The organism is Stenotrophomonas sp. Nf1 (genome assembly GCF_003028475.1).
Classification (GTDB): Bacteria; Pseudomonadota; Gammaproteobacteria; order Xanthomonadales; family Xanthomonadaceae; genus Stenotrophomonas.
Genome location: NZ_PYTV01000004.1, coordinates 216,824 through 240,317, shown reverse-complemented (window position 1 = coordinate 240,317; position 23,494 = coordinate 216,824). Strand labels below are relative to the sequence as shown.

The 23,494-nt window shown below is 60.6% G+C and carries 18 protein-coding genes, 1 pseudogene and 1 riboswitch; of the genes and pseudogenes, 10 read left to right on the top strand and 9 right to left on the bottom strand.

What is annotated here, in order from left to right; all coding sequences use genetic code 11:
* Positions 1-2 precede the first annotated feature (2 nt).
* The 5 genes from C9412_RS09765 (at position 3) to pnuC (ending at position 5,723) form a co-directional block, all read left to right on the top strand.
* Complete coding sequence (locus tag C9412_RS09765) at positions 3-641, top strand: response regulator transcription factor (protein ID WP_057496460.1); 639 nt, start codon at positions 3-5, stop codon at positions 639-641.
* 189 nt (positions 642-830) lie between these two features.
* Positions 831-1,223 carry a glycine zipper 2TM domain-containing protein gene (locus tag C9412_RS09760; protein WP_057496459.1) on the top strand — a complete coding sequence of 131 codons (393 nt, stop codon included), beginning with the start codon at positions 831-833 and terminating at the stop codon, positions 1,221-1,223.
* A gap of 127 nt (positions 1,224-1,350) precedes the next feature.
* Entirely contained in the window at positions 1,351-2,475 is a 1,125-nt protein-coding gene (locus tag C9412_RS09755) for a phosphotransferase (protein ID WP_107231567.1), read from the top strand.
* A 314-nt stretch (positions 2,476-2,789) separates the two neighbouring features.
* A riboswitch (TPP riboswitch) is annotated at positions 2,790-2,885 on the top strand.
* A 70-nt stretch (positions 2,886-2,955) separates the two neighbouring features.
* Positions 2,956-5,145, top strand: a complete 2,190-nt coding sequence (locus C9412_RS09750; protein WP_107231429.1) for a TonB-dependent siderophore receptor — start codon at positions 2,956-2,958, stop codon at positions 5,143-5,145.
* Positions 5,146-5,153: 8 nt separating this feature from the next.
* Positions 5,154-5,723, top strand: a complete 570-nt coding sequence (gene pnuC / locus C9412_RS09745; RefSeq protein ID WP_107231566.1) for a nicotinamide riboside transporter PnuC — start codon at positions 5,154-5,156, stop codon at positions 5,721-5,723.
* A gap of 106 nt (positions 5,724-5,829) precedes the next feature.
* Here the strand turns inward: pnuC and C9412_RS09740 are convergent, their stop codons facing one another.
* The 4 genes from C9412_RS09740 to C9412_RS09725 form a co-directional block, all read right to left on the bottom strand.
* Entirely contained in the window at positions 5,830-6,243 is a 414-nt protein-coding gene (locus C9412_RS09740) for a TonB C-terminal domain-containing protein (RefSeq protein ID WP_107231428.1), read from the bottom strand.
* Between the two features lie 134 nt (positions 6,244-6,377).
* Positions 6,378-7,352 carry a Dyp-type peroxidase gene (locus C9412_RS09735; protein WP_107231427.1) on the bottom strand — a complete coding sequence of 325 codons (975 nt, stop codon included), beginning with the start codon at positions 7,350-7,352 and terminating at the stop codon, positions 6,378-6,380.
* A 114-nt stretch (positions 7,353-7,466) separates the two neighbouring features.
* Positions 7,467-7,790 (bottom strand): hypothetical protein, encoded by a 324-nt coding sequence (locus C9412_RS09730; protein ID WP_107231426.1) that lies wholly within the window; start codon positions 7,788-7,790, stop codon positions 7,467-7,469.
* Positions 7,791-7,956: 166 nt separating this feature from the next.
* The gene (locus C9412_RS09725; protein WP_057496450.1) at positions 7,957-8,532 is read right to left on the bottom strand and encodes an Ax21 family protein; all 576 of its coding nucleotides are present in this window, start codon (positions 8,530-8,532) and stop codon (positions 7,957-7,959) included.
* Positions 8,533-9,378: 846 nt separating this feature from the next.
* Here C9412_RS09725 and C9412_RS09720 point away from each other — a divergent pair.
* Positions 9,379-11,409 (top strand): hypothetical protein, encoded by a 2,031-nt coding sequence (locus C9412_RS09720; protein WP_107231425.1) that lies wholly within the window; start codon positions 9,379-9,381, stop codon positions 11,407-11,409.
* Between the two features lie 126 nt (positions 11,410-11,535).
* On the opposite strand, the gene C9412_RS09715 is transcribed toward C9412_RS09720, so the two are convergent.
* Positions 11,536-11,823, bottom strand: coding sequence for a hypothetical protein (locus C9412_RS09715; protein ID WP_107231424.1), 288 nt, complete (start codon positions 11,821-11,823; stop codon positions 11,536-11,538).
* A gap of 66 nt (positions 11,824-11,889) precedes the next feature.
* On the opposite strand from C9412_RS09715, the gene C9412_RS09710 reads away from it, so the two are divergent.
* Positions 11,890-12,504 (top strand): hypothetical protein, encoded by a 615-nt coding sequence (locus C9412_RS09710; RefSeq protein WP_107231423.1) that lies wholly within the window; start codon positions 11,890-11,892, stop codon positions 12,502-12,504.
* Between the two features lie 168 nt (positions 12,505-12,672).
* A pseudogene (locus tag C9412_RS09705) lies at positions 12,673-13,000 on the top strand (DUF1348 family protein); the annotation flags it as partial.
* A gap of 446 nt (positions 13,001-13,446) precedes the next feature.
* Here the strand turns inward: C9412_RS09705 and C9412_RS09700 are convergent.
* A complete protein-coding gene (locus C9412_RS09700) occupies positions 13,447-14,106 on the bottom strand; it encodes an NYN domain-containing protein (protein ID WP_181358695.1) in 660 nt (219 codons plus the stop codon).
* Positions 14,107-15,127: 1,021 nt separating this feature from the next.
* On the opposite strand from C9412_RS09700, the gene C9412_RS20525 reads away from it, so the two are divergent.
* A complete protein-coding gene (locus tag C9412_RS20525) occupies positions 15,128-15,670 on the top strand; it encodes a hypothetical protein (protein ID WP_146160146.1) in 543 nt (180 codons plus the stop codon).
* Positions 15,667-18,114, top strand: coding sequence for a DUF4238 domain-containing protein (locus C9412_RS09690; RefSeq protein WP_107231420.1), 2,448 nt, complete (start codon positions 15,667-15,669; stop codon positions 18,112-18,114). Before C9412_RS20525 ends, C9412_RS09690 begins: the two co-directional genes overlap by 4 nt.
* A gap of 1,347 nt (positions 18,115-19,461) precedes the next feature.
* On the opposite strand, the gene C9412_RS09680 is transcribed toward C9412_RS09690, so the two are convergent.
* From C9412_RS09680 to C9412_RS20520, 3 genes are all read right to left on the bottom strand, one after another.
* Positions 19,462-20,502 carry a TniB family NTP-binding protein gene (locus C9412_RS09680; protein WP_107231418.1) on the bottom strand — a complete coding sequence of 347 codons (1,041 nt, stop codon included), beginning with the start codon at positions 20,500-20,502 and terminating at the stop codon, positions 19,462-19,464.
* Positions 20,492-22,888 (bottom strand): transposase, encoded by a 2,397-nt coding sequence (locus C9412_RS09675; protein ID WP_107231417.1) that lies wholly within the window; start codon positions 22,886-22,888, stop codon positions 20,492-20,494. Before C9412_RS09675 ends, C9412_RS09680 begins: the two co-directional genes overlap by 11 nt.
* 225 nt (positions 22,889-23,113) lie before the next feature.
* Positions 23,114-23,389 (bottom strand): hypothetical protein, encoded by a 276-nt coding sequence (locus C9412_RS20520; protein WP_146160145.1) that lies wholly within the window; start codon positions 23,387-23,389, stop codon positions 23,114-23,116.
* Between the last annotated feature and the right edge of the window lie 105 nt (positions 23,390-23,494).

Genomic DNA, 23,494 nt, shown 5'->3' with positions numbered 1-23,494 from the left:
GCATGAGCTTGCGCATCATCATCGCAGACGACCACCCGGTGGTCCGTATCGGTACCCGCGCCGTCATCGAGTCGAGCGGGGTCGGCCGCGTGGTCGGCGAGGCTGACAGCGCGCAGGCGCTGATGGCCATGCTGGGCAGCCAACCCTGCGACCTGCTGGTCACCGACTACTCCATGCCGGGCAGCCCGCAGGCCGACGGCTTTGCCATGATCGGAATGATCCGTCGCCGCCATCCGGATCTGCCGGTGCTCATGCTCAGCGTCTCCAACAATCTGGCGATCCTGCGCATGGTGCTCGACAGCGGCGTGCTCGGCCTGGTCGACAAGAGCTCGTCGATGGACGAGCTGCCGCAGGCCATCCAGGCCGTCTACCGCGGGCAGACCTACATCAGCCGCAGCCTGCGCGAGCGGGTTGAGACCGCCGGCAGCTGGCGCATGCGCGAAGGCGATGGCAAGCCGCTGTCACCACGCGAGGTGGAAGTACTGCGGCTGCTGGGCACCGGCATGACCGTCAAGGAAATCTCGTTGCAGCTGCACAAGAGCGTCAGCACCATCAGCCGTCAGAAGGGCGATGCCATGCTCAAGCTGGGGCTGAAGGGCGATGCCGAGTTGTTCGACTACCTGCGCGACGGAAAAATCTGAACACCGGCCATCGGGTGGAGGAACTTTCAGGCCGCCTTCATGGCGCCTGACGCTAGATGAATGCGCACGCCGCTCGGTCGGCCAGGCAATGTTCCGGCAATGTGGGAACGTCAGCGTGGTCTCCACGGCAGCCGGGGCGCCCCCGCCCTCCCTGCCCCGCGTGGCATGCACCTCACAGGAGAACCGAACATGCTCAGTACTTCCGCACTCAGCTTCCGTGGTCTGGCGATGGCCCTGGCACTGGTTGCCGGCGTGGCCGTGGTCAGCGATGCCAGCGCGATGTCGAGGAAGGACAAGCGCACCCTGGTCGGTGCCGTGGTCGGTGGCGTGGCCGGCAACCTGCTGTCCAATGGCGACCCGGCCGCAACCGTCGGCGGTGCCGTGGCCGGCGGCGCGATCGGCAACCTGACCACCTCCGACCGCCGCGACCGGCGTTACTACGACAACCGCTACGACCGCCGCTACGACCGTGGCTATTACCGCAGCGGCTATTACGACCGGGGTGACGACCGTCGCTGGCAGCGCGAGCGCTACTACGACAACCGCTACTACCACGACCGTGGCCGTCATCGCGGCTGGTAAGCACACCCTGCGGCACGGCGGCTGATCGCCTGACGACGGGCGGGTCCATGACCCGCCCGTTTGCGTTGCCGGCGGGCATCGCGTTGAATGCGCAGCCTTGGATGTGACTTCCCTCATGGGCTGCGGCATGACTTCTTCTTCCCACCGCGTGCAGGGCCTCAACAACGACGAGGTTGCCGCCGACTGGCCACCGATCAACGCCGCTGACATCGCATGGCTGAGCGCCCGTTACCCGCCGCTGGGCGAGCGCAGCGTGCCGCGCTGGCACAGCCCACGCCCGCTGTCGGCCGCCGCCATCGTTGACGGACCGCATGGCCCGGTGTTCATCAAGCGCCACCACCACAGCGTGCGCAGTGCGTCCTGCCTGGAAGAAGAGCACCGCTTCATCACCCATCTCGCCGCCGGTGGCGTGCCGGTGGTGCAGGTGCTGGCCTCGGCCGATGGCCGCACTGCCGTCGAGCACGGTCAATGGACCTTTGAACTGCACGCGCTGGGAGTGGGCGAGGACCTGTACCGCGATGCGGTGTCGTGGTCGCTGCTGACCGACGTCGCACAGGCCCGCGAAGCCGGTCGCGCTCTCGCGCAGCTGCACCGCGCTGCGGCCAGCTACGACGCACCCCAGCGCAGCACCCACCTGCTGGTGGCGCGCGACGATCTGATCCGCGCCGACGATCCGATCGCAGCGATCAAGGCCGACCTGCCTGCACGCCCGGGGCTGGCCCGCTATCTCGCGCGCATCCCCTGGGAAGCGCAGCTGCGCCGTGACGTATTGCCCTGGCATGCGGGCCTGGCCGAGCGCCTGCGCGACGAACCGCGGCTGTGGGCACACAACGACTGGCACGTGTCCAATCTGCTGTGGCGCGATGGCCAGGTCAGCACCGTGCTGGATTTCGGCCTGGCCTCACCCACCAGCGCACTGTTCGACCTTGCCACCGCCATCGAACGCAATGCGGTGGCGTGGCTGGAACTGGAGCGCGGCAGGGAGGCGGTGCGCATTGATATCGCGCTGGCCTTGCTCGAGGGCTATCGGCAGGTGCTGCCGCTGTCGGCCACGCGCGTGCAGCTGCTGGCTGACCTGCTGCCGATGGTCCATTTCGACTTCGCACTGTCCGAAGTGGAGTATTTCGAAGGCGTCACCGGCTCCACCGCGAATGCCGACGTGGCCTGGCAGCCCTTCATGCTGGGGCATCCGGCGTGGTTCCACAGCGCGCCCGGGCAGGCATTGCTGCAGGCGCTGCGCGCCGCCGCGTGACCTGGTTGGCGCACCGCCGGGGACGCATCATTGGGGTCAGAGCCCTTTCCTGCAGAAAGGGATCCGACCCCGGCATCGGCCTGCCCGCGCCCCGGTAGATCGACGCCATGCGTCGATGAGATCTCCCGGTTGGGGGGTCAGAGCCCTTTCCTGCGGAAAGGGATCCGACCCCGGCGTCGGCCTGCCCGCGCCCCGGTAGATCGACGCCATGCGTCGATGAGTTCTCCCGGTTGGGGGGTCAAAGCCCTTTCCAGTGGAAAGGGATCTGACCCCGGGCGGCGCTCGCAAATCCGTACCATTTGTAGTGAAATGGTCATCTGAAGCGGGGGTGCCTGGATCTGCCAGGCTGAGAGAGTCCCTTGGAACCTGATCCGGTTTGCACCGGCGTAGGGAGCTTTGAGCCGCAGCCACACCCCCGTTCCGGGCCGGTGCACCTGCGCGCCGTCGCTTCGTCTCCCTTGTTGTCCGAAGACGAATCGAATGAACCGCTGCCTGCGCCCCACCCTGCTCGCCCTCGCCCTCTGTACTGCGCTGCCGCTGCATGCCAGCGAGGCCGATGCCTCCCCCGATGCGGCTGCCACCGGCGCCGAACGCTCGCCGACCGAACTGGCGGCGGTGCGCGTGCAGGCCGGCAAACCGAAGACCGATACCTCGCGCGTCAACGCCTTCGGGGGTGGCAGCTGGAAAGACACGCCGGCCTCGGTGAACGTGCTCGAGCGCGATTACCTCGACCGTCGCCAGGTGCGCACGCTGTCCGAGCTGGCCAGCAACGATGCCTCGCTGGGCGATGCGTATGCGCCGGTGGGCTACTACCAGAACATCGCCATCCGCGGCTTCGCGCTGGACGCGGCCACCGGCTACCGCTTCAACGGCCTGTCCATCGCCGGCGAGCAGCGCCTGGCATTGGAGAACGTGCAGGCGGTGGAAATCCTCAAGGGTGAGGCTGGCCTGGCCGCCGGTGTGATGGCGCCGGGCGGCATCATCAACTACATCGGCAAGCGCCCGGCCGAAGTGCGCACCGCCACGCTCGGCACCGATTCGGAAGGCTCGCGCTACGTCGCCGTCGATGTCGGCCACTGGATCACCCCGCGCTTCGGCCTGCGCCTGAACGCTGCGTGGGATTCCAGCAACTCCTATGTCGAGCACGCCGATGGCCGCCGCAACTTCTACTCGCTGGCCGCCGACTGGCTGATCGGCGAACGCGGCAAGCTGGAGGTGGATGCCAACTACCAGACCAGCTCGCAGCGTTCGGTGTCGGGCTACCAGCTGCTGGGCGCACGCGACCTGCCACGCGGCGTCGACCGTGAACACCTGTTGGGCTACCAGCCGTGGCAGCGCCCGGTGGATATCGCCAGCACCAATATCACCGCGCTGCACACCTACGATTTCAATGACGCCTGGCAGTCGCGCGTGTCGGTTGGCCACAGCCGCTCGGTGATCGATGACAACGTCGCCTTCGCCTACGGCTGCTACTACGCCGTGCAGTGCGCCGATGGCAGCGTGCCCGGCAACTACTTCGCGCCCAACGGCGACTACGACATCTACGACTATCGCAGCCCGGACGATACCCGCCGCAACCAGCAGGCACGCGCCGAACTGCGCGGCCGCTTCGAGACCGGCAGCATCGGCCACCAGCTGACCATCGGCGCCGACTACTTCCGCCGCACCGTGGACAAGCGCCCCAGCGTCAACGAGTACGTCGGCACCAGCAACATCCACCAAGCGCCGGTGCCGGTGTTCGAGCCGTCGCCGAAGATGCCCGGCCCGTCCGCACGGCGCCTGGACAGCCGCCAGACCGCGTTCTTCGCGCTGGACCGGATGAGCTTCGGCGATGACTGGCAGTGGCTGGCCGGCGGCCGCTTCGTGCGCCTGGACGAGCGTGCCTACGACAAGCGCGGCACCCCGCAGCGCCACAGCCGCCTGTCGCGCTTCCTGCCGCAGACCGCGCTGGTGTGGAAGGCTACCGATCAGCTCAACGCCTACGCCAGCTACGTACGCGGCATTTCGCTGGGCCAGGAAGCGCCGTTCTGGACCAGCAACGCCGATACCTTCCTGCCGTCGGTGCAGTCGCGGCAGCTGGAAGTAGGCGTGAAGTACGTGCCGGTCGAAGCACTGACCCTGGGCGCGGCGCTGTTCCGCATTTCGCAGCCCTACCAGTACGCCCAGCCCGACAACAGCGACGTCGGCTACACCTTCGTCGAGCAGGGCACCCAGACCCACACCGGGCTGGAGCTGACCGCCAATGGCCAGCTGACCGACGCACTGCAGATCGTGGCCAGTGCCAGCGTGCTGCAGGCGCGCGCGCGCGATACCGGCACGCCGGCCTATGAAGGCCATCAGCTGGTGAACGTGCCGAAGGTGCGCGCCAGCGTGCACGTAGCCTACGCGCTGCCGTTCGCGCAGGGCCTGGATGTCACTGGCGGCTGGCGCTACGCCGGTGCCAACGTCGCGCGTGCCGATGGCGGCGTGCGTGCACCAGACTATTCGGTGTTCGATGCCGGCCTGCGTTTCCAGCATCGCCTGCACGAACGTGCGGTGACCTGGAACCTGTCGGTGGACAACGTGTTCAACCGCTTCTACTGGCGCGACACCGGCAGCAGCGGCGGTGACTACTACCTGTTCCCCGGCGCACCGCGGCAGGCGCGCCTGTCGGTGACCTTCGCGCTGTGAGCGGCGTCGTGCTCGAGTGGACCGCCGCGCTGTGCAGCGTGCTGGGCGTCTGGCTGATGGCCCGGCGCCAGCTCGCTGCGTGGCCGGTGGGCCTGCTGTCGGTGGCGCTGTACGGGCTGGTGTTCGCCGAGGCCAAACTGTACTCGGACACCCTGCTGCAGGTGATCTTCGGCGGCTTCCTGGTCTATGGCTGGATCAACTGGCGCCAGCATGCGGCCGACGAAGGCAGCATCCGCATCGTGCCACTGGCGCGCGGCAAACTGCTGCGCGACCTGGCCATCGGCGTGAGTGGCGGCCTGGCGCTGGGCGCGGTCATGCACAGCTTCACCGACGCCGCGCTGCCGTGGCTGGATGCCCTGCTGACCGGGCTGAGCCTGGTAGGGCAGTGGTGGCAGGCGCGCCGGCACGCCGCCTGCTGGTGGGTGTGGATCGCAGTGGATGTGGTGTATGTGGGCGCCTACCTGTTCAAGTCACTGCACGTGACCGCCGCGCTGTACGTGTTCTTCCTTGGCCTGGCCGTGTTCGGCCTGCGCGCGTGGCAGGCGGCGGCACGCGCACCGCAGGCAGCAACCCGATAGATCCACGCCATGCGTGGATGGGGTTCACCGGTAGTCGCCAACCTGGGTTGGCGTGCGTGCCGACCAAGGTCGGCATCTACCCAGCACATCCACGCGTGGCGTGGATCTACCGGGTCAGGGCCAAGCCCAGGCGCAGCGGCTGGCGCATGTCCGCCGGTGGCGCCGGCAGCGGGCTGGCCTGCAGCGTCGCGCGCAGATCTGCATCCACCTGGGCGTCACCCAGGCTGTCGAATGCCAGCTTCGAAATGCGCCCATCGGCGGTGATCCACAGGCTTACCGGCAGCGGTGCCGGCATGTCCGGGTGCGCCTGCAGCCACGCCAGCACACGCTGCGCCTGCGGGTCCTGTTCCTGTTGCAGACGCTGCTGCAGCTGCCCAGCTACGGCAGCGGCGTAGGCCATCCAGTGCGCAGGTGCCTCCTGCGCGGACGCGCTGCCACCGCCCAATGCCAGCACGCCGAACAAGGCGGCCAGCGGCCGCCACCCGCGGCGTGCGCCGTTCCTGTGTCCTGCTGCAGCCATCGCCTGCCTCCTGCACTCGCATCCAGCACGTGATGGTCGGCGCGGTAGATGACAGGCAGATGGCGATGAAGTAGAGCCACGCCATGCGTGGCTGTTCTGGGCAACCGGTTGATCCATCCACGCATGGCGTGGATCTACTGGACCAGGTCGGCCAGCACCTTGCGCGCCGGCGCGAAGAAGGTTCCGCCGGTCACGGCGGTGGAGAAGTCGAGGATGCGGTCGTGCAGCGGTGCCGGATTGCCGATGAACATCCGCTCCAGCATCGTCTCGATCACCCACAGGCGGCGCGTATAGCCGATGAAGTAGGTGCCGTACTCGCCGCGGCCCGGGTTGGCGAACGGCATGTTGTCGCGCAGGATCTCATGCTCGCCGTCGGCGTCCTCGATGGTGCACAGCGTCTTGTGCGACTTCTGCGCATCAGCCGGCGCATCGTCCAGTTCGATGTTGTCGTGCTTGGTGCGGCCGATGATCGCTTCCTGTGCCTCGGTCTTCTGTGCGCGCCAGGCATCGAGGTTGTGCAGGTACTTCTGCACCACCACGTAGCTGCCGCCGGCATGGTCCGGATCCTCATCGCCGACGATCGTCGCCTCCGGCAGCGACAGCCCTTCCGGATTGGCGGTGCCATCGACGAAGTCGAGCAGGTCGCGCCCATCGAAATAGCGGAACCCGGCCACGTCGTCCACCGCCTCCACCGCATCGCCGAAGGCCATCAGCAGGTTGCGCTCGAACGCCACGATCAGGTCCAGGGTGCGCGCCCGGATGTGGTACAGCAGGTCGCCCGGGGTGGACACCGCGGTGTGGGTGGCGCCCTTGATCTCGCGGAACGGGTGCAGTTCGCGCGGCGGCGTGGTGCCCACCAGCGGCTGCCACACACGGTGGCCGATGGCCACGTTGCAGGTGAAGGTGCGCTCGATCTCGCGGATGGCGGTGTTCTTGATCAGATCATCGGTGCTGGCCAGCACCTCGCGCGCCTTCGCGATCGAGGCCTCGTCATCCTTCACCCTCAGCACCAGGAACGCGGCCGAGTGGGTCAGCGGCGCAGTGATCTGCTGCGGCTCGTTGTCGAGCGTGTGGTTGAGGGCGGTGATCGGGGCGGGCTGGGAGTTCACGGCAGTTCCTGCTGGCTTGAGGCGGGCGCATCGCGTGGCGATGTGCGGGCGATCATAGCCGAACCACCTGCGCGCGGCCGGAGCGGTTCTCGTTCCGCTGCCAGCAGCGCCGCACTACGCCCGGGTCAACTGGAACTGCTGCGGGCCCGTCCAGGCGATGCGCAGGTACGCGCCTTCCAGCAGGCCGCGTTCGCGCAGCCAGGCGAACACCTCGGCCGGGCACCACTCGCGTCCCGCCGAGAAGGCCACACCCAGATCACGCAACGCGACGAACATGCGGGCCTTGGCAGCATCGTCGGCGACACAGGCATGCAGGATCGGCGGCACGCCCTGAAAACCGAGCGCACCCAGCGCCGGCTGCGCGGTGGTATCCACAAGCACCACCTGCACGGTGTTGCCATCGGCCTGCTGCACGTAAGCGCAAAGGGAGGTCTGCATGCGGAATCCGCTATCCGGTAGGCTGACAGTATGCCCGCGCATGACCGATGCCCTAGTGGCGCCGGAAAAAGTGAAGCCCGGCGCGAGGCCGGGCTTCGGTTGGCGTGTGGGAGAGAGAGAGAGAGAGTCACACGCCAGCACAACACGCACTAACGACAGGCGTTTGTTACCAGGTGAAGCGCGGGCCCACGAACCACTCGCGGTCGCCGGCCTTGGCCAGCTTCACTTCGCCACTCAGGCCCCAGTTCTGGTTGAACTTGGCGGTGGCGCCGACACGGCCGTAGAACTCGCCGTCCGGGTTGATGCCGTGCTTCTTGCTGAAATCTTCGTAGCCGGCCAGCACATAGCCTTCCACGTACGGGTTGAACGCGGTGCGCACGCCCACTTCAGTGGAGTAGCCGTTGAAGTCCAGGCCACGCTTTTCGTCGTACTTCTGGTACGCAACACGGGCCACCAGGTCGGTGTTCGGTGCGATGCCGTAGTTGTAGCCGACACCCAGGCGCCACTGGTCGACGTCATTCTTGAACTTGTCGGTCTCCTGGGCGCTGTAGTCGCCGAAGACGTGGAAGTTCGGGTGCACCGCCACCGAACCCTTCACCTTCCAGCCGTCGGCGTCGCCGCCCTTGGCATCGGTGTTCACGTAGCCGCCTTCAACATAGTTGTACGACAGGCCGTCGGTTGCCGATGCAGCGAACGGCAGAGCAGCCAGAAGACCCAGGGCGAGCAGCGAATTCTTGTTCATCGGGACACACCTTTAATTATTTTGGTTTCGTCGACCGCCTCCCGGGAGGGGGAGAGAGAGGAGGCGGTCGACAGGTGTGAATTATCCGTTAGGGGGTCTAATCGACCCTGAATATTGAACTGACTGGTATATAAATAAGGCTGGCGTTCAGGGAACTCTGCGCCGGTAGTAGCCATGTCCTCATAGTTCCTGCCGATTGCACAAACTATGGGAGCGATCACCTACACAAACTATGGGGACAAATGCGAGCTCGGATCAGGGGCCGCTGCCCCCTGGTCTACTGCTCACCCTGCTTGGCGGGGCTGAGCGGCGAAGCCTGATGGTCACGCACCGGGCGTACGCCATCTCTGATCGGATGATCGATTCACTAGAGCTACCTGAAAAGTGACGCCCTCAACTGGTTCAAGCTCGATCCTCGACGTTCATTTGCGGATCCCAGCAACGCAGCTACGCTGACCGCATACTGCATCTGTAGAGCCCGCAGAAGAGGCAGAGCGCCTCCGTAGGCAGCGACGAAAGCGCCGCAGAATGGCGCAGCCATGAGTCTTATGGGCCTGGGGTCGATTCTCCGCTGCTAGTAGACTCCCTTAGCCGATTTTTAGCCGAAGCTGCCTGTCCGCGCGCAGCGTCTTGCTGTCCTCGCCAGCCGATCAGTAGATGCCCGAGCTAGGAGCAGCGCGAGCGCAGGCCGCTCCCGTCCACTACCCGTGGTGGCTCTTTGAGTGAAGCGCCGGAACCATCGAAGGGATGGACTGGTATCGCAAAGTACTCGGCGTGGTGGCTGCCCCGAAATCCTCGCACTCTGCGCCGGTATCATGAGTCACCGGAAATGGAGTTACGGCTTAGATGGCTATTGTGCAGGATGTCCGAAACAAGCTGTTGGCAGGGCCGACCACCAGGCAGTTCGATCTCGAGGTGTGGTTGAGTAGAGGTACGCAGGATGACTGTACTCTCGATGACCTCGAAGTCGTCACCATTGGTATGACTGTTCATCAATCTCTTAGGGCGCTCCGAGAGAAGCTCGCATTCATTACACGAACGGACTTTTCCCCCGGGCTCAGGACACACGCTTTTGTCGCGCTTTGCAATCGCGAGTGTCTTCTCGCGGATGTGATCGCTCTAGAAAGTACGATTCAGTTGACTACTGACACAGGCCTGTCGACCGATCAAATTGCCACTCAGAAGATGGAGCTGCCAGGAGGCTCCTACACCGCAGATGAGGTCTGCGAAGTAGCGGTCGACGTGGCTGAAGCACTGCTCCGGATGTGCCCCGGATTGAACGCCGAGGCACTTCAACCTATAGCAGAACTGCCGTGGAATGACATCGTGCGGGACTTCAGGATTGCCAACGCCTACGTTTGTGTTGAAGACCTCTGGTTAGACGTCATCTGGAATGACACTCGACAGCTTAGATCGCAACCCACATACGCCTTTGGCCCGACCGATATGGATAGGGAGGCGTCGAAAGTTGTTGCTGATCACCGCCACTTCATGACGACCACGCAAGCTCACAACATCAACTATCTCGCGTTCAAAGACCTGATCGCTTCCGGGAACATCGCTCTACCGAGCACTCGCCAACTGGAGGGCAGCATTGGCCCTGACGGTCGCGTCCAGCTGGCTTTTTCTTCGGGTGGCTCAGAAACAGCTGCGCACTTCAGGGCGGTGCGATCGATTGTGCCTAAGTACTATCAGAAGATCGTTGTGGAGCAGGGACCGCAGGGTCTGAAGTTGAACGTGAATCGCGTTCTGGAGGCCTATCTTCTATTGGGAACACTGGCAGAGTCCACTGCGCGATCTGCGAAGCAGCAGCTGCAGAAGGAGCGGAATGACGGTGTGTTCCGTGCCGATTGGGCCGCCATGGCTCCGCCTGTTTCCAGAGTTGACCTTGTCCTTGCGGTACAGGAAGGGCTTGCGATATCGGGCGATGAAGCAGATGAGCTCATTGAGTTCCTGACCTATCGGCGTCCCAAGGGTAATTCGCCCGACTCACTATCAGGAGGCCTCTGGGCTGCGCCGTTGGTCAAAATTGATAGCAACAGTGTTGCCATCTGCTACCACACTTTGATCCATCCGAACTACCGGTGGCTTATGGACGTTTGGCTTAGGAACATCGGCTTCCCGCTGGATGTCCGGGGAACAGCGTTCGAAGAATTTGCTAGGTCATCCATCCACGCGAAGATCGAGGCATCCACGCTCGCGGAGGTGTCCGCCATCTGCAGCTCTTCTTTCGATTTCTCGCCGCCTCATGGTCGAAAAGAGGAAGTCGATCTGCTTATTGTGGTTGGGAACTCACTTCTGATTGGGGAGGCCAAGTGTTTTCTTCAGCCGGTCTCACCGGTGGATCGGCGCAATCATCGAGAAAAGGTACTGGACGCGGTAACGCAAGTAGCCCGGAAAGCTGATGCAGCCCGCTCAGCGCCAGACGAGCTGAGGCGAAGAGCAAAAGAGCTGGGCGTGATTATCCCGGCCAACGCCGAAATTTTGCCTGTAGTCGTGTTGAACCATGCTATCGGGGCCGGGGAGACCATCGGTGGCGTACCCGTTGTGGACCTGCGCATTTTGGAGATGTTCTTCGAAGGATCCATGATGTGGATGGCGGATATATCACCAACAGGGGCAATTGAGTCGAGCATCTCGGAAAGATTCTATAGCTCATCGGCAGATGCTTCCGCCAAACTGGCCCCATACCTGAAAGAACCACCACAGGTCCGTCATCTCAAAGAAGCAGTCAGGCCGCGCTCGACTGAAATGTTGCTGCCGTTGGCGCCACATGACGTCGCTACCCGCCTCCACCTTCAGATTGACGCCAATCTCCTGTCAGGCGCTGCCGAACGGGGCGTACACGGAGCTACTTGCGAAGTTGATGGCCAATGACTCCACAGGCTGTTCCAGGCGACACCTATGCCTGTCCTCCAAACGTCGCCCCACTTCTGGCGGGATTCGGACACTACATGCTCGTTCATCGGTTGAGCCGGTTCTCCGGAACAATATTTGCTCGAACTAGGTCACAGGACCGGAGGGCACGATCCCTGCTGCTTCGTTGATCTGCGCACCAACCATCCTTAGGCCACGTTGCAGAGCCACATTGAAGTCAACGTGGCCGGTAGAGGCATAACGATCCGAGATCTCCGGCAGCATCTGCGCCCACAGAAGTGACATTGTTCCTGCGGCGGGGTGTGCGGCAATTGCCGCCCGAAGGCCGTACTCAAGTGCCTTGATGTACCCCAGATGGGCGGCAAGTTCTGCTTCAACGCCGGCATGGGCGCGGTCAACGCTGGGGATGTCCATATGAGCCTCCATCGACAGTGAGTGGAATAACGGCAATAGTGAGCTGGCCCCATATGGACCCGAGCCTTGAGCATCCTCAATGTTCTGCTGCGCGCTGACCAGCTTCTTGTTGCGGTCGACACTTTGGCCGAGGACGCCCTGACCGGAGCGCCCTCAGCCGGGGCGAAGCTGCTACTGATCCCCCAGCACAACCTGGTACTAGCGACTCGCGGGAGCGCACAGTTTTTCCTGCGCATCTATGAGTTGGCGCTTCAGGCCAGCTTCCGAGCGGACTTCACCATGGAACAACTGGGCAGGGAGCTGGGCTTGGTAGTTGACCAGCTTTGGCCGGCCTACGAAAAGGCAGCCCGTGAAGCAGGGATGGCTGCAGAGGCGATAGGAACTGAGCTTGTCCTTGGCGGGTGGTCCCCCCAAGCGAGTCGTATGGTGGCCACCGCTTATGCCAAAAGCGTCAGCGGGGAGCCCGCGCGAGTACAACCTTTGATTGGCGGTCTGGCTTCGCCGGGAGATCCGTTGCACGGTAGAAAGGACAGCTTTGATCCAGAAGATGTACTGGAGGCGGGTCGCCTTCAGGCTCAGTGGTTGAATAGGGCGAGCGGGCGGCGGGTTGCAGGAGGCAGGCTCTTGGTCGCCGCACTTCGCCAAAGGCAAGCGTCCATCCAAGACCTCGGTGGCATTTGAATGAGCAGCTTGGGTGCTGGTCCGCTGCCGTACTGCACTAGCTGACGGCTTCTGCATTCTGCGACCAGAGCCTATAAATTATGCGTATTCAGGTTTTTCTGCCACGTACGGGCAACACCAGTCATCGTATGGTTTAGGTCTATGCAGTCAAGGTCGGACCATGTCTAGTCGCTCGAGACCCAGTGGCGGAACCGCGCCGAATTTACGCAAGGCCGTGAAGAGGCCCGGCAGTTCCTGGCCCGCAAGTGGAAGAAAGAACTTGAGTACCGCTTGATCAAGGAGCCGTGGGCCTTTAACGAGAATCGTATTGCTGTGCACTATGCCTATGAATGGCATGAAGATTCAGGCAACTGGTACCGCTCGTATGGAACGAGCACTGGGAATTTGGCGCCGATGGCTTGATGGAGCGACGCTTCTCGTGCATCAACGCAAGTTCCATTGGCCGTTAGGACGTCGCCCAGATGATCACCCAGGGCTGTCCGATCTGGGCATGTAAGAGCGCCCAGATCCGAGCGGACCCGCGCCGGGGTGAGTGTTCTCACTCTGGCGCGAGCTCCGCGCAGCGCTCGCTCACCACGTCACCATCAATGAAGTTGCCAACAGCCGTGACAGAGCATCCCCGGCGCCACCAACGTCAACCGATGGGCGCCGCGGTCCACAGTGTGGAACGACAGGCACCGACCTACCAGGCATGGCAGTGTGTTCCTGGGCACGGGCGTAGGCAGTTTGGCTCAACGGCCAGATCGGTAAGAAGGTGGCCGGCTGTTCGCGGCGGGCCTCAAGCTTGGACAGGCAGTTGTGCACGACCTAGGGGCAGCGCCGTAGGTGTCAAAACACCGAGCAGCCTTGGTCCTGCAGGATGGACTGGTTGCCCATTAGTCACTGGCTCTTGCTTGCGGTGACTCGCTAGATGCGGTTACGGTTTTGCTCGAGGATGCGGGGTCAGCAAGTTGGCTGAGAAGTCGCCAACGGATCGGCTGGCAGAAGATCTACCAGTGATCTTGCACTCGCAGAGATCAAAAGGTCGCAGTTCTCGGACATCTCTTCTTTCACCCCGTGCGCGAGGGTGAAGAGGTGGAGTTGAGCACCCTCTCGTCTGGCAAATTTCATAGCAGGCACAAAATCGCTGTCCGCCGTGACCATGGCAATCACGTCGACGTGCTTCTTCAACGTCAAGGCAGCGATGTCCATGCCAATTCGCATGTCCACGCCCTTCTGGCGGATCACCGGTTTCAGGTCTACGGGGCGAACCTGGAGCGTGTTGGTGTCGGCGTCGAATCTTGCTGAGGAGCGCTTCAACTTCTTGAATTGAGCGCTCCAGCCATCGTGGGTGCACTCTCCTTTGCGGAGAGCGAAATGCGGAAGCTTCGCCACTTCTTTCAGTAGCGCCGCATTCTCATTGAACACCTCGGTGCTGCCGTACTCGATGGACTCACCCGTGAGTGGGTGGTCAACTGACCTTCCTAAGGGAGCGGCATCGTAGTAGTAGATTCGGTGAAGCTCAAAGCCTGACACCGCCTCATGCTTACGGATCGAGGCTACCAAACGCTCAATGTTTGAGGGAGTCACATCGCCAAGATCTCGCTTGATCTTGCGCTTCACGAATCCAGCATCCAAAAGCAGCGCGTACCTCTTACCCACGGCATCCCCTTCCTTTGGGCAAAAAAAAGCCGGTTGCAGGTGGAGGTCGAGCCTCTCTTATATGTCACCTGCAAACGGCCGTGTTTTCTTTGGATGGAGCCTTAGGCTCTTCCGTGGGCGAATTATTCCTATCCAAATCAGGCTCCGCAAGTCTGCTTGCCAGCACGCTACGAACAGGATATCCACAGGCTTACCCACAGAAATCGTCAACATCTTGTGGTCGCGGTGGGTGACCGCCTACATATTGTGGTTTCGTTGCCCGAGACACCACCCACCTTAATTCATCATTCATTCAGCATTCCTCAGGAAATGAAATTGGAAATCTCTATCTATGGCAAGCACTTACAGATGTAGGCCTCCGATTCAATGCCAGAACCACTCAAAATCTCGCTGACCAACGAGACGGGCAATATGTGATGTCACTCATAGTGCGATAGACAAGGCTCTTTCCTGGTCGCACCCGTTGAGAACTTCAGCCTCACTCCAATGGGTACCCGCGAGCAACCAGCAGCAGGCCGAGCGGCTGGACGCGGCTCCGGCTGCAGCTGCAGCATCAGCCCAGTTAGGCGACACTGGAGCACAACTGGCGGCGATGACCAGATGAAGTGCAAACCGAGAGAGGACAGATAGAAGGAGGCCTGACGCTCGGCGACAGTCTCACTCTCTACGGGCAGGTGACGTGAGATATTGTGGTCGCAGCTGGTGGCGACCTGCACTTGTACGGTATGTGCGCTCGAAACCTGAGTGTTCAAGAGGGCGGAAAGGCCATCATCCGCGGGATAGTCTGCGGGCAGGCTCTTAACGATGGTGGGGATCTTCAGGTGCTAGGGACGATCGTTGGATCTCTACGAACATCAAGTGGCAACACTGAGGTCAACTCTTACGCAAGTGTTCTTCGTGGCTGCATCTAGTAGTTCATCGCGGCCGAATCGGTCCTGCGCTGTGGCATCACTGCGGTACACCTACATGGGAGTGCGACGGCATGACGCCAATCGTAATTGACGCCCTGCAGCACCTGGCCGATGCGATCGTCAATCTGCTCCAAGACGAGCACCTGAGGTATGCAGCCCCAGGAGAACGCGCAGTCGTGGCGGAGCTGTATGTGCGTCTCCGGGAGCGATTTCCGGAGTATCGAGTCAGCAACGAATACGATCGCCGCGGCCGCGCTGTCAAGGAACTGATCTACGCCGACGCGGCCGGCAACATGCATGATGCCAATATCGTGCCGGACCTTATCGTCCATCGTGTCGGCGCACAGGACCAAAACCTGTTGGTCGTCGAGGCCAAGCGCCACATCAATCGTGACTTCGCCAAGGACATCTGGAAGCTGCGTGGGCTGACCGACCAAGGCGGCCCCTACGCTTACTCAGTGGGAGTGCATTTGGTGTTCAACATTCCTGCCAGTCGCGTGTGCCGTGCTGATGTGTACATAGATGGAGTGATTGACGCTGAAGCGACGCAATGGTTTAGACGCCACTTCATTGGACTCGTGTACGACCAGCACGAGGACGAACCAGCACCATGACGAGCCTCCCCAGTCCTAGCAAGGCGCAAAAACCGTCCCGTGAGAATCACTACGTTCCCGAATGGTACCAGCGCGGGTTCAGCGTTGCTGATGCCGACAATTGGTTTCTCGACATTGCTCCCCCGCGCCTCAGGCCCAACGGTACAGCGATTCTGGCGAGACCGCGACAGCGCCCCCCCAAGGCCTGCTTCTGGCAGAACGACCTATACATCACACGCTTTGGGGAGCACCTCAACGACCAGATCGAAACAGTGTTGTTCCAGGGTATCGACGACTCTGGCGCGAAGGCAGTTCGAGCATTCATAGGCGGCGACGCCGCGCAGGTCCACGACCAGTACCAGCCGATGCTGGCATACCTAGGAGCGCAGAAGTTGCGCACACCAAAGGGCTTGGAGTGGATCCGCAGCCGATACCCGGCGCTGTCCCAGATCGAGCTAATGCGGGAGATGCAGCACCTTCGCCAAATGTTCGGCACCCTTTGGGCCGAGTGCGTGCATGAGGTTGTATCGGCTGAGGACTCTGAAGTGAAATTCTTGGTCACCGACCATCCAGTCACGACCTTCAATGCCGGTCTTCCGCTCGACGCATCGTTGCTCAACCTGCCGAATGAAGCGCCGGTCACGTGGAACGGGACGCAGACACTGTTTCCGCTGGACGCCAATAATCTTCTAATCCTGACGCACTTTCCTTACGCCAAGGATCCAGACAGCGCTGAGCTGACGGCGAAGCGCATCAATGCCCGCTACTTCGGACACACGCTGCTACGTACCGACGCGCTGATAAGGGGGCGACGCTTCGATGCCGATGCGGTAATCGCGGTGAATACCTGGCTCAAGGCACGTGCCCACCGGTACATTGCGGCAGGAGAGCAAGACTGGCTGTACCCGGAACACTCCGCCCAGGTGGACACGGCAACCCTCGCTCGGCTACTGCTTCCCCCGAAGCAGGAACTGTGGCGCTACGGCGGCGAGATCTACATCGGCTACAAGGATGGCAGTTCCGGCTATCGCGACTCCTATGGCCGCACGTCACGAGACCACGAGTTTGTCGCAAAAGCGCCGCCGGCCGCTGTATCGGCTCCCACGGACCGGTGCCCGTGTGGCGCAGAAGCCATGTTTGGCGAATGCTGCGCAAGAGTTCATCCTTGGGAGCGTCCACCGTGGGATGTGTTGAGTCTGCGCGAACGAAATCTCAGTTTTCTTCGGGCCATTGGCGGTGTGCTGAAGCTGACGGAGGATGATTCATGGCATAACGTCCAGCGTACGCTCTCCGACGATCAAGTCTCGACGCTACATCGCATCTCTCGCAGCCTCTGGCCAGAGGGGACGGACCTGGCCTCACTGCTGTCACGACCTAGCGGCGGCGGCCCAAGGGCGATCTACATGGGTCCGTCTGACCCCCGAACCGCTGGCGAGAGCATAGTAAGCCTGGTGCCAATGTTTGATCAGGTGCTGGTAATGGATCCCGTTCTCGCCTCCCGGAACCTGCGGCCTGAATACAGCCCGATCAGTTCGCCTGCGCAGCACAAGCAACAATTCCTCAAGAACATCATGTTCTGGTTGATGCTCCAGCCATTGATCCTCGCCGGAAAGGTACTGGTGTTCCCCGACCCAGGCGACCTTAACCCTGAGTTCGAGTACGCCATGCGGACGATGGCAGCGGAGCGCACCGCCAAATGGCGCTTGGACCCGCAGCAACTCGAAGAGTTTAGCTGGATGCTGCGCGATGACCTTGAACGCTCGCTACTGCAGCTACCTGATCGCGCCCTGCTGCCCTTGATCAGGGCCGCTGCGCCGAATCGCGAAGAGGATCATTACCTAGGAGTCCTGGCACAGATGCGGCGTAAGGCGGAGGACGATCCGCTGGCACTGCTCCAAATCGTGGAAGATCCGAAAGCGCTATCACAGACTTTCGTGGTTCGCTGCGTGAATTTGGAGGTTGCGCTCTTCATGGCGCAGATCAGCAATGCCGTTATCGTGACGGATGTAGGTGCGCTATGGGAACACCTTCATCTTCATACTCGTGCAGCGCAGTCGACACCTCCCGAGTCGACAGACAGCGCAATCAAACTCAACGCGCCGATCAACCCATTTGATGCGCTGGTGGCGGAAGCAACCGAGGCTGCCGCGAAAGTCCGCGTATCAATCGGCAACCTACTTGCCGCTGCTCGCATCGCTGCGCCCAGCACGACTGCATCCGAATTGGTTGAAGCCCTCCGCGTGAGTTGCGGAGTACTCGGAAGAAGAGTCCACATCGCATGCAAGGGAGCACAGGCAGTGACGCACCTAAAACTATCTATACCGCTTAACGGATTTGAGTCACCTACAACACAAAGACTACTAGTATCTTTCGGACATGAGCGTGCCCCAGTCACGGTAGGACTGGCTTTATTTCGGCGCACCGCAGGCTATGAGAGTGCCTCTCGTGCCGATGCTCCAGACTGAACGTGCACCGGAACTCAGAAGCAATCCTGATCACTGCTACAAGTATCAGTGGCCAGTACAGTGAAGGCAGAGCGAACTAGACCCGCGGAGGTCTCCACTGGTATGCAGAACTGTCTAGCAACACGCTTCACTAGATCGGATTCCTCAATGCCCTCCTCAATCATCTTCACAGCAGCACGGAAGGCTAAGTTGATGCGACCGGGTGAGATCACCAGGAAGAGCGAGCGCTGAATTCGGAGCTGCACTGCATACCTGGAGTAGTGACCCGGCATACGGCATTTGTAGGCCTTCCTGATTCCGGCGCAGCATAAGATAACTTGCATTGCAGGCAGCACACAGTCGGCGTCGTCAGTCAGCGCTTCGACGATTCGTGCAAGTCTGGCGCAGTCATTGGCTGCTTTGCCGTGAAGCGCGGGAAGTTCGAAGTGGTACTGGACGCCTGGAAGCAGTGCCGACGCGGACTCCTCCGGTCTTAGAAGCATGTCTAGCACCGACACACACTGCTTTGCTGATGCCCTCAGAAGATCTCCAAGATCCACCCGGCTTGTATCAGGCCGAAGGCCAAGAGTTGGGACGCTCGCATCTCTCCAACGAACGTACCGCACAAAGTCGTCACGGGCCTTCTTCGGCGCAATGTAGGAGAGCGCTTTCGCCTCGTTCACTGAATCAACGGCAGTCAGAAATCTGATGAGACTAGCCTTCCTAAGTGGCTGCCTAGGGTGATTCGAGGTCCACTCAATAAGCTCCTCAATGCAGTGATTTGTCCAGGCCTCCGCGCGACTTGGACGGTCATAGCGGGCTTGGACTTCCAGCGATCCATTGCACTTTGGGCAAAGGAATGAGCCGCTGTTTCTGATACTTGCGAAGTCACAATGTGGGCAGCATTGCTCAATTCGAGCACCGTGAACTGAACAGTGAGAGTAGGAAGTGAACCGCCAGATCAGTCGCGAGAAGTTCGGAAGCCCTTCTTCGGCTGCCTGGCACAGGCAGATTGGACACCACGCTGCGACTCTGTGAAGCGCTTCAGATCGCCCAGAGATGATCTCTCCAATGCCATACAGAGTGGTGCCAACGAGCCGCTGACCAGTCAAGCGCTCAAGTGTGCGGGCTCTTCTAAGCGAAACTGGACCAGGGCCAGAGAGCCGAGCGCAGTCAGTGTATCTAACAGCCTGAGAGCTACTCTCAGAGTCGATCATGGAGATGAAGCGTGTCCATGGAATCCCACACAACTTTGATAGCCGCAAGCAGTAGCTAGTGAGTGATTCGGTTCCCGATGTTCCCACCGCCAGGGCCTTCATTGGTGGGAGCACCGTCCATCTCGGCAGAGCTGGATCCGTGGCTCTCTCGCTACGAGACATCGGCTGCGACCCTCATGAATTCGGAGAGCATATGGGAACGCTTGGCATTCGCGAGGAGATTGAAGTTATCGATGTCTGCCCAGAACAAGCTGTGATTCTTCGATGTTCCAGAGGCGGCGCGCAGATGATCTTCGTTCAGAGTACTGCTACCAGCGCGACTACGTTCCTCATTGGCGCGACGGAGGTATCGCAGGGTTGGACCAAAGACACCACCGCCGTTCAGGGCAATCAGTTCCAGGTTGTCCTGAAGGAGTGACACGCGCGCCAAGGGAAGGCTGCTGCCGATTGCTTTGATCAACGCGGCGTAATCCGCCAGCTCTGAACTAGCGCCCAGGTTGTACGGCCGCATGTAGAGGATGTCTGATCGATTGAATATTTCTTGCGCATGCTCATACAGTGGTGCCGCCTCATGGGTTCCGAACATGATCGCCGTGCAACCTATCTCCTCGATTAGAGCCATGATCCCCAACATGTAGTTTCGAGCACTCTGGGTCTTCTGAACTCTGCAGATATTTGCGACTTCATCGATGATGATGTACCTGAGCCCTCGAGTCTTTGCCATCCTTTCAAAGGACAATCGCAGCTCCCTTTCTGGGTTGCGTAGTCGAATCTCCTGCCAGAACTTCGAGGCAGCGCGAAGTTCCGCAGCTTCATGAAATCGATCAGGGCTACCGGTGTGGGCATCAACCCTGAGCCATCCGAACTCGGGCTCGGTGATCTCCTGGTGCAGTCGCAGCGCGAAGTCCTTCGGATTGAACTTGTCTCCTTGGTTGAGAACCGCCCGTACGGAGATGAGCGGGATGCTGCCGATGCGCCAGTGAGCTGGCTTTCCTGCAAGCGCTGGAAGCAATTGCCGACGCAGCTCGCTCTTGCCTGACCAGGATGGAGCGATCACCCAGATGAAGTCGCCTGGTTGAGCCCTAGCTACTGAACGCATCAAGTCACTTTGCGTGCTCATGAAACGTGCGTGCGGAATGAACGGATACTCAATCTTCCGCAGGTCGCTTCTGCCCCTTGCTTTAGCGGTCATCAGCGCCCTCTCTTGCGAGCAAATCAGGGATCTTGCTGAAGTCTACGTTGAGGGTCATGGCCTGCTTTATGGACTCAGTACATCTCTTCTTTGAACGGACGTTGGGTTCGTTCTTCGCTGAGATCGAGCCACGGGTGCGCTGCGCTTCGTTCGCCGCGCTCGTTCGCTCATAGGCATTCCTTTGCGCCTTCTCCTTTCGAATTTTGACTTCCGGCCTAGTCAGCTGGTCCCACATCGTCTCGAAGTACCTTTCTTCGGAAGAGTAGTGACCGATCTCTGAGAGCAGAGAACACCATGCTTTGTACCGACGACGATCTGTCTGAATCCAAATGAAGGTAGTGTCCTCAGGATCTCTACGTGCTTCCAAGATGGTTTCGTACTGGAGGTTCGCAGAGAGATCGGCGTTCGTATAGTTCCTCTGGCAGAAGCGGAGTCCGCGCGTCGCCTCGTACTTCCTAGAGTCCAGCTTCACCGAAGTTCGAAACCTGAAATCATCGTCGAAAGCAACGGGAATTCCCGAGGTTGGCGCCACTTCGAGAAGGTGCTCCATGCGCTCCTTCGCGCTGAAGGAGCTGCGGATGGGATTGTCTGGAAGGTTGGTGTAAAGGAGTTCGTCAATTTCAGCCTCTGTGGTAGAGAACTCCATTCGTGCTGTCGAGCGACTCTTCATCCTTCCATCTACAGACCGCCCAGCCTGATCCGGCTTAGTGCTGCCATCCATCCTGTGACTTACCATCGCATTGATCTGACCTTGAATGGTCTCCACTTCCGAGTTGAAGCGACCTCCTCCGGTCGGCACAGTCAGGATAGATATTCCGTAGGCGAGCGCGATCTCGCTCAATCCCGCCTTCAAGTCTGATCCTCGGTCCGTAACAATCGAGTGCGGAGCGCAGCCGTACTTGCGGACATAGTTTCTGATCAGAATCATGGGCCCATCGCGCCGAGCGGGGCCAAACACAAACGCGTGGGCCATGACGGAGCCAGACGCCTCGTCGCGACCTGTGTAGAGAAGAGGACAGTCCTTATCCAGGCCCTCTGTTCCCTGTATGAATGACCTGTGGTCCACCTTAGTCGCATCCAGGTGTAGAACCGAGTGCACGGCGAGTGCCGTACCTGCCCTGAAGCGGGGATCGGATCGAGGTCTGTTGGCTTGGTAGAGGCGCTTGCCGCCCACTGAGAGGTCTCGGGTAGCCTTGGATGTGTTCTTGACGCGACTCTCCAGCGCTCTTCTACCCGGTGTTTGCACCCCGGCCTTTTCGCATCTCTTTGCCAGCTCTCTGTGCAAATCGGCAATTGACTTGGCCAGGCCCTTCAACCAGAACGTCTGTATGACAACGGTAACTAGCTCCGTTTGCTCCACAGTTAGTCGGCTCTGCCTATTGCCGCATCTGGCGAAGTTCGTGACTGTCTCGTTCAGAGGATTTCGCCCCTCCGCTCGGGCCTTTTTCACCCTTTTTGCCACATCACGTAGCCAACGCGGTACCTGTTCGCCGTTCTTTTCGATGCCATCAAGCCGTGCGAGCAGCGCAGTCCCCCGTGCGACATCAGACGCGCTCGCGAGCGATACCGGGCCAGTCGCGTCCAGGAATAGACTTGAGACGCCTCCGGCTACCTCAGCAGCAATTTCGTCCGCCTGCTCTTCACTGAGGGTGAGGAGGAAGTGGTGTGTGTCTGTGATGGGCACATACTCAACTGGACCGTATACGAGCCTATCCGCCATCAGCCCCGCTGCAACTCCTGCATTGAACCAGGCAATGCGCTCCATCAAGAAGGCGATGCTCTTTGGCCCAGTGAGCAGTTGCTTCTGCACGTCATTGAATCCTTCACGACGGATGAGGCTAAGTTCCTCGTCCCAGTGATGAACCATGAACTGGAGATTTCGATGATGCGTGCCGTTGACCCTTGGTGATGTCCATACCCTGTAGGTCACGCCATGTGCTTCTGCCCAAGCCTCGTAGGCTAGGTTTCGATACAGGCCATCTTCCACAATCCATTCGTTGGGCTTTGCCTGAACGAGCTTTTCCAGCTTGGAGGCCGGCTTGCATTCCACCACCTCCACTGATTGACGACGGATGACGAGGAAGTCCGCGTGGGCATTTGACACATGTCGGCCTCTTCGGACGCCACGGCATGTGACTTGACAGATGTAGGCGACGACGTCCGGATCCAGCTCAAGCTGAAATGCGAAGGTCTGTTCAACGGTGTGACTCTCTAGGTGGCGCACGTCTCGACACTTCTTCGAGTAGTGCGCCACGATCACATTATCGAGCGCATAGGCGCCGACTTTGCGGCCGGCGCCCTCGAAGAACAGTTCAAGGATGAAGGCCCTATCTTCATCATTGAGGTCAAGAGTCCTAAGCCTGTTTCTGAGCTCGTCTGGTGTCACTGTCGTCTCCCTGACGGAAGCGAGAGGACATGACCTCACCCTCCCGAAGTAACGGGTACTTGAAAGAAATACGGGTCAGGGGTAGATTCGGCTCTGCGGATCTGAACGCTAGCTGCGCACAACGCCCCGACCTGCCAGTCGGGGTTTGTTGTTTCTACCCATCGCAGTTGATGTTGCTCAGTCCATAGATTGATCTCCTATGCGTCTGCAACGATTGCAAGTCAGTCAGAAATTGGGCTTCTCTCTTGCTGCATCAAACAGCCAGCGGGCGAGCGCATGTGATCTAACAACATGTCCCCGCCGGCCTGGAAGATTCACCGCCTCAACGCCCAAGCGCCCTTGGACTGCAGCTCGCCTTGCTGCGTCAAGGCTGCGGAATCCCAAGAGCTGCCACAGGTCAGCGACGCGCACATAGAGTCCGAACTCGTCCACGACCTTGTTGAGCAGCTCATCCTCAGAGGATGCTTGGATAGCGGCCTTTTGCAGGAAAAGTGCGTTCATTCCGCGAACATACGCAAATCAACGCTCGTTGCAAGCGTCGGTCATTTCGCGCGCGTTGATGACTCATAAATGGTTACGAGCCTTGTATCTTCAAAGACTTGATGC